Source organism: Vibrio mediterranei, assembly GCF_900088415.1.
Taxonomy (GTDB): Bacteria; Pseudomonadota; Gammaproteobacteria; order Enterobacterales; family Vibrionaceae; genus Vibrio; species Vibrio mediterranei.
In genome coordinates, this window is sequence record NZ_FLLQ01000003.1 from 220,918 (window position 1) to 235,487 (window position 14,570).

Consider the following 14,570-nt stretch of genomic DNA (forward strand, 5'->3'; position numbering starts at 1 on the left):
TCATCCCCTTTTTCAAGGGGATGACGTCTCAGCCACTTACAAGTTTTCCTCTGCAAATTCGGCCAATCTACTTCTTACCACACCATTTAAGTGAATGTTGGCACTGCCTCCGAAGTTCTTAAAGCGCTCAACCATATACGTTAACCCTGATGTTACTGGCGTTAAGTACGGGGAATCAATTTGTGCTAAGTTACCCGAGCAGACAATCTTAGTCCCCTCACCACAGCGAGTAATGATGGTTTTAATCTGAGAGGCTGTTAAGTTCTGGCACTCATCGAGTAAAACAAACGCATTTTGGATTGAACGTCCGCGCATGAAGTTAATAGATTTGAACTGAATATTCGCTTTATCACAGATGTATTTCAGTGAGCCCTCAGTGCAGTGATCGTTCTTGTGTAGCGCTTCGAGTGTATCGGTAATGGCAGCCAACCAAGGCATCATTTTTTCTTCCTCAGTACCCGGAAGAAAACCGATGGACTCGCCAATATCTGGTGTATTTCGGGTGACGATGATCTTATCGAACATACCTCTCTCTATCGTCATCTCTAGCGCTGCAGCCATAGCGAGTAGCGTCTTACCACTACCAGCGGCACCTGTGAGAATCACTAAATCGATATCAGGGTCGAGTAAAGCATCCATGGCCATGCCTTGGTAGATATTCTTAGGGCGAATGTCCCATGCTTGTCGACACAATAGGCGTTCTTGGCTCAGATCTCGAATTGTCACTTTATCACTATCAATGTCGGCTACTCGTCCAGCAAAATCACTACTATCATCGATCAAGTATTGATTGATAAACGTTGGGTCAATCGCGGCTCTGTCGAAAGTGTGATATGTCTTGTTGGCGAGAGTTTTGGTTTCTACCTCGTCAATATGTTCCCAAAACGCCCCTTCAGATTTTTGAAAACCTTTTGTGAGGTACTGAACATCATCGATTAGTTGATCAGTACGGTAGTCTTCAACAAAGCGAACACCAGCTCCTTTAGCTCTTAAGCGCATGTTGATGTCTTTAGTGACTAAAACGACTTCTCGAGGAGAGCGTTTATTTTGCAAGTAGAGCACCGCATTGAGAATCCGGTTGTCGCCTTCCTTGTCGGCGAAAGCTTTGACTGTTTCTTGCAGCACATAATCTGCCAATATTGAAATGGTTCCTGTTGCTTCCATTTGGTGAGAGAAGGGAATTCCTTCAGAAATTTCATCAGGCGTCGCTTCTTTAAAGATATCTTCAAGAGCTCTAATTGCGACGCGTGCATCACGAGCAACATCGCGTTTGCTGTCCTTAATGCGATCGAGTTCTTCAAGTACGGTCATGGGTATGACGACGTCGTGTTCTTTGAACGAAAAAATGGCGTGGGGTTCGTGGAGAAGGATGTTGGTGTCGAGAACGAAAAATTTACGGTCGGTATCGCCCATAGAGTCTCCTTGCCGCAACTGGCGCTTGTCCTTTGCGGTTAACTCGGATTGGGAACGAGTCAGACTGGGGTCAATGCTGGCTCGGATTTCCTATCTTAGTGAGTCAACCTTGCTATGTTCAATCGATGGTTAGTCTGATTGAACCTGATACCCTTGTATCCAATTAAAACATGGTTCTTTGGTAACATGTTATTAACCTTTACAATTTGAGTATAAGTGAAAAAACTCACTTTGGTCTTTACATTTGCCACTATTTTTTTGCAGTTTGATGTCAGCCACGACAATACAAAAAAAACTTAGGATTTCCTTGTAATTGGCGTGACCTGCATCACGCCTTCAAGTAAGATTAGCGACCTTTCACCCTAGGGTGAAAATGAGCAATATTTGCTCTATCACCTACTATTATTTGGGCGGGGTTTTGAGCTTAGTTTTCGACTGAGTTACCGTTTGAATGACCAAAAGATATCGATACGAGTTGAGGTAGTCTCTCTATGACATTTGCTTTAGGGCAGCGCTGGATTAGCGATACGGAAAGTGATTTAGGTTTAGGTACGGTCGTCGCATTGGATGCGAGAACAGTGTCTCTTATGTTTGCAGCATCAGAAGAAAACCGTGTGTACGCACGCAGTGATGCGCCAGTCACCAGAGTTATCTTTAATGTTGGCGATGTCATAGATAGCCAAGAAGGTTGGACGCTTCTAGTTGAAGAAGTGCTCGAAGACCAAGGCGTATTAACGTATGTCGGTATACGTCAAGATACAGAAGAGCAGGGCGTTGCATTACGCGAGATCTTCTTGAGCCATCAAATTCGTTTTAACAAGCCGCAAGACAAATTGTTTGCAGGCCAAATCGACCGAATGGATAACTTTGTACTGCGCTATCGTGCACTAAGCAATCAATACGAACAACACAAAAGTCCTATGCGCGGTCTTTGTGGCATGCGTGCAGGCTTGATTCCTCATCAGCTCTTTATTGCTCATGAAGTGGGGCGTCGTTATGCGCCACGTGTATTACTGGCTGATGAAGTTGGTCTCGGAAAAACCATTGAAGCAGGTATGATCATTCACCAGCAAGTGCTGTCTGGCCGTGCTCAACGTGTTTTGATTGTGGTACCAGAGACACTACAGCATCAATGGTTGGTAGAAATGATGCGTCGTTTCAATCTGCATTTCTCTATTTTTGATGAAGAACGCTGCATTGAGGCATACGCAGAGGCGGATAACCCGTTTGATACTCAACAGTTTGTCCTATGCTCTTTGGACTTTTTACGTAAGAGTCGTAAACGTTTTGAACAAGCATTGGAAGGCGAATGGGATCTGCTGGTCGTGGATGAAGCGCACCACCTTGAGTGGAGTCAAGACAATCCAAGTCGTCAGTACCAAGTCATTGAAGCGTTGGCCGAAAAGACACCGGGTGTCCTTTTGCTAACAGCAACACCAGAGCAGTTGGGACGCGAAAGCCACTTTGCACGATTGCGCCTTCTCGATTCAGACCGTTTCTTTGATTATGAATCTTTCGTTAAAGAAGAAGAGCAATATGCGCCAGTTGCCGATGCAGTAACAGCTCTGTTCTCAGGGGAAGCGCTGAGCAATGAGGCGAAAAACCAAATTACTGAGCTATTGTCTGAGCAAGACGTTGAGCCATTGTTCAACGTTCTAGATAGCAATGCCAGTGATGAAGAAAAAGCCACGGCACGTCAAGAGCTTATCGACAACCTAATGGATCGCCACGGTACTGGACGAGTGCTGTTCCGAAATACGCGTGCCGCGATTAAAGGCTTTCCAAAGCGTAACGTAAACCTTGTGCCGATGCCGATTCCACAGCAATACACCACCTCTATGCGCGTATCAGGCATGATTGGTGGCAAGATGGCACCAGAAGCACGCGCGATGAAAATGCTTTACCCTGAAGAGATTTTCCAAGAGTTTGAAGGCGAAGACTCTAGCTGGTGGCAGTTCGATTCTCGTGTTAACTGGCTGATTGAAAAGATCACAGCAAAGCGCAGCGAGAAAGTGTTGGTGATTGCATCACGTGCAAGTACCGCTCTTCAGCTTGAGCAAGCGTTGCGTGAACGTGAAGGTATCCGTGCAACTGTGTTCCATGAAGGTATGTCGATTCTTGAACGTGATAAAGCAGCAGCCTACTTCGCTCAAGAAGAAGGTGGTGCTCAGGTCTTGATCTGTAGTGAAATTGGTTCTGAAGGTCGTAACTTCCAGTTTGCGAACCAACTGGTGATGTTTGATTTACCATTCAACCCAGACTTGCTAGAACAGCGTATTGGCCGTTTGGACCGTATTGGTCAGAAGCGTGATATTGACGTGCACGTTCCCTATTTAGAGAACACCTCTCAAGCGATACTAGCACGTTGGTTCGATGAAGGACTCAATGCATTTGCTGAGACGTGTCCAACGGGACGTATGGTGTATGACCGCTATGAAGAGAGCATTATCAACATGCTTGCGAGTGGCGATACGACCGAGCTGGATGAGGTGATTGAAGGCTCAAGACATTACAACCAAGAGCTTAAGCATGAACTTGAGCAAGGCCGTGACCGTTTACTTGAGATGCATTCTAATGGTGGTGAAGCAGCGCAAGAGATTGTCGAAAAGATTGCAGCGACCGATGGCGATACTAACTTAGTCACATTCGCACTGAGTTTGTTTGACACCATTGGTTTAAACCAAGATGACAAAGGTGAAAACGCTCTGGTGGTGACGCCTTCTGAGCATATGATGGTACCGAGCTATCCAGGCCTACCGTATGAAGGAGCAACCATTACGTTTGACCGTGATACGGCGCTTTCTCGTGAAGATATGAACTTTATTAGTTGGGAACATCCAATGATTCAGGGCGGTATCGATCTCGTGATGAGTGAAGGCGTAGGGACGTGCGCCGTTTCGCTTCTGAAAAACAAAGCACTGCCAGTCGGTACTATCTTATTGGAGTTGGTGTATGTTGTGGATGCGCAAGCACCAAAACAGAGTGGTATTAGCCGCTTCTTACCACCAACACCGATTCGCTTGATGATGGATGCTCGCGGTAATGATCTCTCTTCACAAGTAGAGTTTGAAGGCTTCAACCGTCAACTTAGCCCAGTTAATCGCCATTTAGGCAGTAAATTGGTGACGTCTGTTCAAGCCGATGTTCATCGATTGATCGAATCGGGTAATGAGGCGGTCGAAGAGAAAGTCATGGCGGTTCGAGAGCAAGCGCATAAAGCGATGTATGCGAGCTTGAATGGTGAACTAGAACGCTTACAGGCGCTAAAAGCGGTAAACCCAAATATTCGTGACGAGGAAATCGAAGCGATTGAAGCTCAAATCAAAGAGCTTGATGGCTATATTGCGAAAGCTCAAGTCCAACTGGATTCACTACGTCTGATCGTTGTCAGCCACAACTAATAACACAAAATAGGGCGCAGATATCTGCGTCCTACGTCATTGTGATGCGGTAAATTATTATGGCCATGCTTAGCTACACACCTCCAACAGATCCTTGGATAGATACTGTATTTGAAGATGAACATATTCTCGCGGTAAACAAACCTTCAGGCTTGTTATCTGTACCAGGGAAAGCGCCCGAGCATTATGACAGTATGTGGAGCCGTCTTGTTGAGGTGTATCCCGAGATTCAAGTAGTGCATCGTTTAGACATGTCGACCTCTGGGCTGATGTTACTAGCGAAAAACAAAGAAGCAGAACGTTCTTTAAAGAAACAGTTTCAGTATCGGCTTACTCATAAAGTCTACTATGCGCGAGTTTGGGGAACACCTGATGAATCGGAAGGGTTAATCGATTTACCGCTTATTTGTGATTGGCCGAATCGTCCAAGGCAAAAAGTGTGCTACGAACATGGCAAGCCGTCGCAAACATACTATCAGGTGGTAAAGCAGGAACAACAGACAAGTATTGTGCGCTTATTCCCCATTACCGGACGTTCACATCAACTAAGAGTGCATTTATTGGAACTGGGGCATCCTATCGTTGGTGATGAATTCTACGCCCATGAAGAAGCGCTGATGTTCTCAGATAGATTAGAGCTGCATGCGGCAGAGCTGTGTTTCTACCATCCTGAAACTGAAAAGCTACAATCCATTTTCGTTCCATGCGATTTTCATCAAGTGTCTGAGCCATTAGTGGTGCAACACTTTGACCCCGCGACAGATTTACCGGATTATAAGACCTTGCCTCGGTCATAAAGTGTGTGGCCGTACGACATCAAGGAGAAGTCATGGCCACCAAGAAAATTGTCTTTTTAGATCGTGATACCATTCCAGCATCTATCGCGATTCCCACTCCAAATTTCGTACATCAATGGGTCGAATATCAGTCGACCTCGCCTGAACAAGTGTTAGAACGCATTTATGATGCAGATGTCGTCATTAGCAATAAAGTCTATTTAGGTTCAGACATTCTTGAACAGGCCAAGCAAGTAAAACATATTGCGGTGGCTGCCACTGGGGTTAATAACGTTGAGCTCGATTACTGCGCGCAACGCGGTATTACCGTTACCAATGTCCAAGGTTATGCGACTCAATCGGTGCCTGAACATGTGATTGCATTGCTATTTACTTTGATGCGAAATATTCCTGCTTACCACAACGATATCCGCAATGGTGAGTGGCAACGTCAGAATAAGTTTTGTTTCTTCACTCATCCTATTCAAGATATTGCTCACTCTACCTTAGGTATTATTGGTAGCGGAGCCCTAGGGCAGGCGACAGCGGCGCTTGCTAGAGCAATTGGTATGAATGTGCAGTTCTCCGAACGCAAAGGTGTAACACAATGCCGCGAGGGCTATGTGCCTTTTGAACGATTTTTGAAAACGAGCGATGCCATTGCCCTTTTGTGTCCTTTGACCGAGGAAACGACCAATCTTATCAATAGTGAAGCGTTGTCGAATATGAAGTCTACGGCAGTATTGATTAATACTGGACGCGGTGGCTTGGTTAACGAAGCGGCTTTGGTTTGTGCTTTAAAGGAGAATCACATTGCTGGAGCAGGAGTGGATGTTTTTACAGAAGAGCCAGCGCCTCAAACCAATCCTCTAGTCGAGAATATGGATTTGCCCAATCTCATTTTAACGCCGCATGTCGCATGGGGAAGCCGCTCTTCCATAGAGAAGCTTTGTGAAATATTAATGAGTAATATTGAAGCGGTAGAACAAGGCAAAACGCAAAATAGAGTGGTCTAGAAATAACTCGCCCCACGTAAAGTGGGGCGAGGAAATTAATCTGCCTGTGGTTTAACGACCAGTACATTGATGGGTGAGTTCTGAACCACTTTACTTGCAACAGAGCCAAGAACTACCTTGTCGATCTTAGAGCGTTTGTGACTTGGCATAACAATTAAGTCTGCGCCTAAGCGCTCCGCATAATCAAGTATAGTTGCATAAGGTTTACCCTCAGCAACATGAACTTTATAGACGACTTCATCAGGGATGTGCTGATCAGCAAATGATTTAAGTTGCGCTTTGACATCATTTTTCATTTGCGAGGCGGCATCTTTAGGGAAATACGTAGCCACCATAGACATATGGATACCCGGCAGAACATTTAGTAAATGCACTTCGGCATTAGAGTGCTTAGCATGCCAGACCGCGATTTCTACAGCTTTGTCTGAAAAGCCTTTATCGTTTAAATCGACAGGAACAAGGATTTGCTTGTACATGTGTTTTCTCTTTTTGGTTTGTACCCTACTAGCATAGGGTAAAGCATACGCTTGGCTAGTTTTATCCGTTCCGTATTAAGGTTTTTAGGCTCTGGGTTCAAAAGCGAGTCCAGAGCCTGATACCTTTATGCGCTCAAGTTTTCACGACGAGCACGACGCTTTTGGTTCATCGCCATCGCGAGAAGCAAGAGCAACGCAGGTACAAATACCCACTCTTTCATTGGTCTATCGGCATCCTGCACAATAGATTTAATTTCCCAGTCAAAGTCTAGACCGGATGCTTCTGCTGGGCTTCCAAACTCAACCATATCGACGATCATTTTATCAGCATCTTTGTCGAGCATTAGTCCCATCGAAGCGATACGCTCTTCTGCGGTGACAGCGCTATCATCAAAAGGTAGTCGAACGGTTTTTTCAACGTACTTACCTTCGAGGGTTTCACCTGCAACACGTAACTCGATGGATTGTCCAACATTTAGCTTCTCAACAACTTGAGCTATCTCAACACCTGGCGAAAGAACTTTCGCAGGGAAAGCCATATCCCACCAAAAACCTGGTCTGAAGAAGGTAAACGTTAATACAAGCAGCAATACAGTCTCCCACCACTTGTTCTTAGTAAACCACCAACCTTGAGTGGCCGCTGAGAAAATAAGCATCGCAATAATCGCAGAGATAACCGTCAGAGCAAGGTGCCACCACGAGTCAATTCCCATCATCAATAATTGAGTGTTAAAGATGAACATGAAAGGCAAAATTGCAGTTCGAATATCGTAGGTGAAGCCTTGAATACCGGTGCGAATTGGATCGGACTTAGCAATTGCAGCTGCGGCAAAAGCAGCAAGACCAACTGGTGGTGTGTCATCGGCTAAGATGCCGAAGTAGAACACAAATAGGTGAACGGCAATCAGTGGGATGATCAAACCGTGTGCTGCACCCAATGTGACGATAACAGGCGCCATGAGAGTTGAAACAACAATGTAGTTTGCTGTTGTTGGTAGACCCATCCCGAGGATGAGAGAGATGACGGCGGTAAATAGCAGCATCAAGATAATGCTACCACCTGAGATAAACTCAACGAAGTCGGTCATTACAAGGCCAATACCCGTTAGTGTAACCACACCCACTACGGTACCCGCAGCAGCTGTCGCCACACCGATACCAATCATGTTGCGTGCACCAGACACTAGGCTTTCTGCCAAATCGACAAAACCAGCTTTGATCTCTGCATTGACATCACTGGTTTTCGACATGATTGCGATCAGTGGACGCTGGGTAATCAGAATGAAGATCATAAAGACCGTTGCCCAGAATGCTGAGAGACCCGGAGAAAAGCGCTCAACCGTCAAACACCACACTAAAACCACGATTGGCAGTAGGAAATGTAAACCAGACTTGATGGTTGGACCTGGATCTGGCACTTCAGTAAGTTCTGCATCAATTTCAATACCACCTTCTTTCGCGTACTTAGCTGAGACACGCAGTAACGCGATATAAGATATCAAGAGCACAACACCTACGATTGGGGTCGCAGCGTCACCAAACACGTCTTTGGTCCAGCCAATGCCGTAGTACACCACAGCACTAATGACACAAAGACCAAGAATGGTGCCGGTAAATGATAAGAGACTTTGAACTAGCGTCGGGTTATGGCGGCGCGGTAGGCCAGTCATACCCGCTTTGCAAGCTTCAAGGTGAACAATGTAAATCAAAGCGATATAAGAAATCAGCGCAGGTAGTAGCGCCGCTTTGATTACTTCAACGTATGAAATCCCCACATACTCAACCATCAGGAATGCCGCAGCGCCCATGATCGGTGGCGTTAGCTGACCGTTGGTTGATGCAGCAACTTCCACAGCCCCCGCTTTTGTCCCCGGAAAGCCAACGCGCTTCATTAGAGGTATGGTAAAGGTACCTGTAGTTACTACGTTGGCGATGGAAGAACCAGAAACCAAGCCTGACAGACCTGATGCCACAACGGCCGCTTTTGCGGGACCACCACGCATGTGACCTAATAGAGAAAATGCGACTTTAATAAAGTAAGCACCTGCTCCAGCTCGCTCCAACATGGCTCCGAACAAAACGAATAAGAATACAAATGACGTTGAAACACCAAGAGCAACACCAAATACACCTTCTGTCGTTAGCCACAGGTGTGACATCGCTTTGTTTAAGCTTGCGCCTTTGTGAGCGATAACATCCGGCATGTATGGACCGCCAAAGGTATACAACAAGAATACTGCAGCGACGACCATTAGCGGCGGACCTAAAGCACGACGTGTTGCTTCAAGTAGTAGAACCATACCTGTACAGGCAACGACAATGTCCATTGTCGTTGGTGCGCCCGAGCGGCCTGCTAATTGAGTGTAAAAGAGGTAAATGTAGGCAGCAGATAAACTACCTGCCAGTGCTAAAATCCAGTCGATGGCAGGGATTCGATCGCGCGGTGACCCCTTCATTGCAGGATAAGCGGTAAACGCTAGAAAAATAGCAAACGTTAAGTGAATTGAACGTGCTTCTGTGTCGTTTAGTACGCCAAAGTTAAAAATGAACGGCAGTGGGGATGCGTACCAAAGTTGAAATAGCGACCAACATAGTGGAACAAACCAAAGTATTTTTGCGGGAATCCCTTTCGGGCTTCTTGCTCCAGTGTCAGCTTGTGCGACCATTTCTTGCACATCTTGCGACGGTTGTGTTGTCTGCGTCATGTACTTTTTCCTTTATTATTTTATGGTCCAGTGTTTTTCAAACAAAATGAACGAACCATATTTCGCATTTAACATTGTAGTCAATGGATGCAAACGTGTGGTTTTAGTTGTGTTTCTTAAGGCTCTAAAAATGACGGGCTTGGAAAGAGAGCCCAAATAGCCACACCAATTGGGTTAATTGGTGTTGATTGTTTTGAGTGATACTCATATTAGAAAAGTGATAGGGGAAGGGAGCCTTCCCCTACGGAGTCGTCTTACTTAAGAAGACCAACTTCTTTGTAGTACTTCTCTGCACCTGGGTGAAGAGGAATAGATAGGCCTGCTTGTACCATGTCTTCCTTCTTCAGGTTAGCAAATGCAGGGTGCAGACGTTTGAACGTGTCAAAGTTTTCAAACACTGCTTTTGCAACGTTGTAAGCCACTTCATCAGAAACATCTGATGTGGTTACCATTGTTGCTGCTACACCAAAGCTCTTCACATCTTGATCCGTGCCACGGTACATACCTGCTGGTACATTGCTGTACGCGTAGTATGGGTTTGCCGCTACGATCTCATCGATTTGTGCGCCTGTTGCTGGAACTAGCTTAGCATCACAAGATGTTGTTGCTTCTTTGATTGATCCGTTTGGATGACCAACCACATAAACGAATGCGTCGATTTTATTGTCACAAAGTGCTTGAGAACGCTCTGAACCTTTAAGCTCTGATGCAAGTTTAAAGTCTGCGTTGGTCCAACCCATTGCATCCATAACAACGCCCATTGTCGCACGGTCACCTGAGCCTGGGTTACCGATGTTCACGCGCTTACCTTTAAGGTCAGTTACGTTTTCGATACCAGCATCAGTGCGAGCGATAATGTTGAATGGTTCTGTGTGCAGAGAGAACATTGCACGAAGCTTTTTGTAAGGGCCTTGCTCTTCAAATTTGCTTGTGCCGTTGTAGCCGTGATATTGCCAGTCAGATTGAACGATACCGAAATCTAACTCACCAGCACGCATTGTGTTGACATTGTAGATAGAACCACCAGTGGACTCTACTGAACAACGAATATTGTGTTCCTTACGGCCTTTATTCACAAGCTTACAGATTGCGCCACCAGTTGGGTAATAAACACCTGTTACCGAACCTGTACCAATTGTGATGAACTCTTGAGCGTTAACAGCGCCAGTGCCCATAACGGCAGCGGCAATAGCACCAATTTTAACAAGTTTCTTAAATGCCATGAATTTCCCTTCCTTATTCATTATTAGCCCTGAATAACTATAGATGTCTTCAGAGGTTTCCTATGTGGAAACGGCATCTTTTTCAATCCATATGTTGAAAAAGTGGCGCAATCATACCAAAAAAATTGGCAGAAAATTACTGAATTGTTAATGAATATAGGGGAATTGTCTGTGCTAGAGGATTTGGAAGGATAGGGGTTACCAGGGTGTAATTCAATAAAAACAGGTAATTAGGCGTTTTTTGTGGCTTATTTTTCGATTTATCAAGATGTGATATAAATCACGGAACAATCATGTTCCGTGATACTTTATTCTAAATGTTAATGTTTAAAACTTAGCCAGCGTAATCAAAAAGATCGCATACCGATTCAAACAATTGCTGGGTAGACACACTCAAGGTTGGTGTGATGAAGATGGTATCGTCGCCTGCAACGACCCCTAGAATCCCTTCTGCTTTACCCAGAGAATCGAGCAATCGAGCAATCAACTGTGCAGCACCTGGGCCAGTGTGAATAACGACGATAGCGTTGTTGTAATCTATATCAAGAACCAATTCACGTAGAGAGCTAGAGACAGTTGGAACGCCAAGCTCTGCTGGTAGGCAGTACACCATTTCCATTTTTGCGTTGCGGGTCCTCACTGCGCCAAACTTAGTCAACATGCGTGACACTTTTGATTGGTTGATGTTCTCAAACCCTTCAAGTTTTAATGCGTCGACAATCTCGCCCTGAGAACCAAAACGCTCTTCTTTTAGTAACGCTTTAAACGCGCGAACCAGGTTGTCTTGTTTGTCATTATTGCGCATAAACGCCTCTTATTTTTGTTCAACTAGCAGTGATCCGGCTATTGTGGCACAGAACCTCGATCTTGACCAAATAATCCATGGTTTATGCCAACGGTATCACTATTATCAATGCTGAGGTTAGCGATGATAACCTTATAATTAGCAAGGGGAAAAATGGGTTCTCATCACCCTCTTGTCATGATAGCGTAGTAGCACGTAATCAGTGAGTTGCGCGAGCTCGCAAAGCTGAGGTTAATTGATTGTAATCGATTAGTGATTACTATAACTTTTTAGCTAATCGATGAAAAATTACCCTACAAGACTATTAATAAGAGATATAAATCTCAAGGAGAACTCCCATGAAAGTAGCTGTTATTGGTGCCGCAGGTGGCATCGGCCAAGCCCTAGCCCTATTGCTAAAAAACCGTCTTCCTGCTGGTTCTGATCTAGCCCTGTATGATATTGCTCCCGTCACTCCAGGTGTAGCAGCTGATCTAAGCCACATCCCAACGCCTGTTTCTATTAAAGGCTACGCGGGTGAAGATCCAACACCAGCACTTGAAGGTGCTGATGTGGTTCTAATTTCAGCGGGTGTTGCGCGTAAGCCAGGTATGGATCGCTCAGACCTATTCAATGTCAATGCAGGTATCGTTAAGTCATTGGCCGAGAAAATCGCGGTAGTGTGTCCTACTGCATGTGTTGGTATCATCACTAACCCTGTTAACACCACAGTGCCTATCGCAGCTGAAGTCCTGAAGAAAGCAGGTGTGTATGACAAGCGTAGACTGTTCGGTGTGACGACGCTTGACGTTATTCGTTCTGAGACTTTTGTAGCTGATCTGAAAGCTAAAGATCCAGGTGATATTCGTGTACCAGTTATTGGTGGTCACTCTGGTGTGACTATTCTACCGCTACTTTCTCAAGTAGAAGGTGTTGAGTTTACTGCGGAAGAAGTAGAAGCGTTAACGAAGCGTATTCAAAACGCGGGTACTGAAGTGGTTGAAGCGAAGGCGGGTGGCGGTTCTGCGACCTTGTCTATGGGTCAGGCAGCGTGTCGCTTTGGTTTAGCTCTTGTTAAAGGTCTTCAAGGCGAAGAGAACGTTATTGAGTGTGCTTATGTGGAAGGTGATGGTGAGCACGCTCCATTCTTCGCACAACCAGTTAAGCTAGGTAAAGACGGCGCAGAAGCTATCCTTAGTTACGGTGAGCTCAGTGATTACGAGAAAGCAGCACTAGATGGCATGCTAGAGACGCTTAACAAAGATATTGAAATTGGTGTAGAGTTCGCTAAGTAAACTCCTACATTTAATTTATATAGCAAAAGCCGGTCTTTTTAAGATCGGCTTTTTTGATCTATACCCTATAAGACTCCGTAATAAAGCGGAGCGGGAGGAAGGGTCATGGAAATGAAAGATGTAGTAAAAGGTATGTGGGTGGATTCACAACACGGCGCTGGCAGAGTGCTTGTTGTCGACGAGCAGTCACAGTCCGTTTTGGTCGAACCAATAGGAAGCGAGGAGCAATGGGCACTATCTGTTGACGAAGTCGAAGAAGAGCTGCAGCTTCATAACGGTTGTGATAAATACTACTAAAGCTTGGTGTCAGAAACGGAAAAGGGCAGTGATACACAATCACTGCCCTTTGACTTTATGCCGTTCTTTTCACTGCCATGTAGGCAAGCGCGATTAAGGCTTCTTTATATTCACTGTCAGGCACGATAGAAAGTGCTTCAATGGCCTTATCAGCTTCTTTAAAGGCCATGTCTTCAGTGTACTTTAATGAGCCCACACGATTCATTGTTGCCATAATGGTATCGAGCTTATCAATCCCATTACCTTTCTCAATTGCTTCGCGAATCATCGCACTTTCGTGTTCTTCACCGTGCTGCATGGCGTGGATAAGCGGTAATGTTGGTTTACCTTCAGCTAGGTCGTCACCGACATTTTTACCCATGTCTTCACCCGTAGAGGTGTAATCCATGACGTCATCAATAAGCTGGAACGCGGTTCCAAGGTACTTACCGTAATTCTGTAGTGCAAGTTCGACTTCTGGAGAGGCATCGTTGAGGATGGCTCCAACTTGAGTCGCGGCTTCAAACAAACGTGCCGTCTTAGAGTAGATGACTTGCATGTAGCTTGCTTCAGAAGTATTAGGGTCATTGCAGTTCATTAGCTGCTGAACTTCACCTTCTGCGATGACATTCACGGCATCACTCATAAGCTCTAAAATGCGCAATGAGCCAAGACCCGTCATCATTTGGAAAGAACGAGTATAGATGTAGTCACCTACTAGAACACTCGCAGCGTTACCAAAGGCGGCGTTTGCTGTTGCTTTACCTCGTCGCATATCTGACTCATCTACTACGTCGTCGTGCAATAACGTCGCAGTATGGATGAACTCAATAAACGCAGCAGCCGTTGTATGTGCGTTACCTTGATATCCTAAAGCTTTCGCTGAAAGCAACGCGAGTAGCGGTCTTAAGCGCTTGCCGCCACTACTTACAATATAGAAACCAAGTTGATTGATTAGACTAACTTCTGAGTTTAATTGTGCTTGTATTGTTTCATTCACTTTTGCCATATCATCGGCAGTCAGTGCTTGGATAGCTTTAAAATCCATTACGTACCCGGTTGAGCTTAGAGCCAATAAGGCTTAGTCGTTGGTTATAATCTGTGAATAATACACTAAAAAACGTTGATTAATACATGGTGAAAGGGCATTATTGCCGCACTTTTCATTGGCGATTAGTGTTTCGCCAATTTTTTCAAAATATGGC

General features: G+C 45.2%; 11 protein-coding genes. 5 read left to right on the forward strand and 6 right to left on the reverse strand.

Features of this window, described 5'->3' with window-relative positions; all coding sequences use genetic code 11:
* Nucleotides 1-36: 36 nt before the first annotated feature.
* On the reverse strand, nt 37-1,413 hold the full coding sequence (locus VME0621_RS10930; protein ID WP_038229151.1) for a PhoH family protein: 1,377 nt from the start codon (nt 1,411-1,413) through the stop codon (nt 37-39).
* A 491-nt stretch (nt 1,414-1,904) separates the two neighbouring features.
* Here VME0621_RS10930 and rapA point away from each other — a divergent pair, with 491 nt between their 5' ends.
* From rapA to VME0621_RS10945, 3 genes are read left to right on the forward strand one after another with little or no spacing between them, the layout of a single operon-like run.
* Nucleotides 1,905-4,814, forward strand: a complete 2,910-nt coding sequence (gene rapA / locus VME0621_RS10935; RefSeq protein ID WP_062456715.1) for an RNA polymerase-associated protein RapA — start codon at nt 1,905-1,907, stop codon at nt 4,812-4,814.
* A gap of 59 nt (nt 4,815-4,873) precedes the next feature.
* Nucleotides 4,874-5,611, forward strand: coding sequence for a bifunctional tRNA pseudouridine(32) synthase/23S rRNA pseudouridine(746) synthase RluA (rluA, locus tag VME0621_RS10940; protein ID WP_062456718.1), 738 nt, complete (start codon nt 4,874-4,876; stop codon nt 5,609-5,611).
* A 32-nt stretch (nt 5,612-5,643) separates the two neighbouring features.
* Nucleotides 5,644-6,606 (forward strand): D-2-hydroxyacid dehydrogenase, encoded by a 963-nt coding sequence (locus VME0621_RS10945; protein WP_062456723.1) that lies wholly within the window; start codon nt 5,644-5,646, stop codon nt 6,604-6,606.
* 35 nt (nt 6,607-6,641) lie between these two features.
* Here VME0621_RS10945 and VME0621_RS10950 read toward each other — a convergent pair whose 3' ends face one another.
* The 4 genes from VME0621_RS10950 to argR all read right to left on the reverse strand — a co-directional run bounded on the left by VME0621_RS10950 (nt 6,642) and on the right by argR (nt 11,815).
* Entirely contained in the window at nt 6,642-7,082 is a 441-nt protein-coding gene (locus VME0621_RS10950) for a universal stress protein (RefSeq protein ID WP_006072878.1), read from the reverse strand.
* Nucleotides 7,083-7,207: 125 nt separating this feature from the next.
* The gene (locus tag VME0621_RS10955; protein WP_062456725.1) at nt 7,208-9,787 is read right to left on the reverse strand and encodes a TRAP transporter permease; all 2,580 of its coding nucleotides are present in this window, start codon (nt 9,785-9,787) and stop codon (nt 7,208-7,210) included.
* Between the two features lie 254 nt (nt 9,788-10,041).
* Nucleotides 10,042-11,010 carry a TAXI family TRAP transporter solute-binding subunit gene (locus tag VME0621_RS10960; RefSeq protein WP_006072880.1) on the reverse strand — a complete coding sequence of 323 codons (969 nt, stop codon included), beginning with the start codon at nt 11,008-11,010 and terminating at the stop codon, nt 10,042-10,044.
* 334 nt (nt 11,011-11,344) lie between these two features.
* The gene (gene argR, locus VME0621_RS10965; protein ID WP_006072881.1) at nt 11,345-11,815 is read right to left on the reverse strand and encodes a transcriptional regulator ArgR; all 471 of its coding nucleotides are present in this window, start codon (nt 11,813-11,815) and stop codon (nt 11,345-11,347) included.
* A gap of 338 nt (nt 11,816-12,153) precedes the next feature.
* Between argR and mdh the strand changes: the two genes are divergently transcribed.
* Nucleotides 12,154-13,089 (forward strand): malate dehydrogenase, encoded by a 936-nt coding sequence (gene mdh / locus VME0621_RS10970; protein WP_038229161.1) that lies wholly within the window; start codon nt 12,154-12,156, stop codon nt 13,087-13,089.
* Nucleotides 13,090-13,194: 105 nt separating this feature from the next.
* Entirely contained in the window at nt 13,195-13,386 is a 192-nt protein-coding gene (locus VME0621_RS10975; RefSeq protein ID WP_031496916.1) for a hypothetical protein, read from the forward strand.
* A 55-nt stretch (nt 13,387-13,441) separates the two neighbouring features.
* Here VME0621_RS10975 and ispB read toward each other — a convergent pair whose 3' ends face one another.
* Nucleotides 13,442-14,413: an octaprenyl diphosphate synthase gene (gene ispB / locus VME0621_RS10980; protein WP_062456728.1), complete on the reverse strand. Its 972-nt coding sequence runs from the start codon at nt 14,411-14,413 to the stop codon at nt 13,442-13,444.
* Nucleotides 14,414-14,570: the final 157 nt, after the last annotated feature.

Bases quoted from the DNA above. Each gene is read 5' to 3' on its own strand.
- VME0621_RS10930 (WP_038229151.1), bottom strand. From the start codon at position 1,413: ATGGGCGATACCGACCGTAAATTTTTCGTTCTCGACACCAACATCCTT.
- rapA (WP_062456715.1), top strand. From the start codon at position 1,905: ATGACATTTGCTTTAGGGCAGCGCTGGATTAGCGATACGGAAAGTGAT.
- rluA (WP_062456718.1), top strand. From the start codon at position 4,874: ATGGCCATGCTTAGCTACACACCTCCAACAGATCCTTGGATAGATACT.
- VME0621_RS10945 (WP_062456723.1), top strand. From the start codon at position 5,644: ATGGCCACCAAGAAAATTGTCTTTTTAGATCGTGATACCATTCCAGCA.
- VME0621_RS10950 (WP_006072878.1), bottom strand. From the start codon at position 7,082: ATGTACAAGCAAATCCTTGTTCCTGTCGATTTAAACGATAAAGGCTTT.
- VME0621_RS10955 (WP_062456725.1), bottom strand. From the start codon at position 9,787: ATGACGCAGACAACACAACCGTCGCAAGATGTGCAAGAAATGGTCGCA.
- VME0621_RS10960 (WP_006072880.1), bottom strand. From the start codon at position 11,010: ATGGCATTTAAGAAACTTGTTAAAATTGGTGCTATTGCCGCTGCCGTT.
- argR (WP_006072881.1), bottom strand. From the start codon at position 11,815: ATGCGCAATAATGACAAACAAGACAACCTGGTTCGCGCGTTTAAAGCG.
- mdh (WP_038229161.1), top strand. From the start codon at position 12,154: ATGAAAGTAGCTGTTATTGGTGCCGCAGGTGGCATCGGCCAAGCCCTA.
- VME0621_RS10975 (WP_031496916.1), top strand. From the start codon at position 13,195: ATGGAAATGAAAGATGTAGTAAAAGGTATGTGGGTGGATTCACAACAC.
- ispB (WP_062456728.1), bottom strand. From the start codon at position 14,413: ATGGATTTTAAAGCTATCCAAGCACTGACTGCCGATGATATGGCAAAA.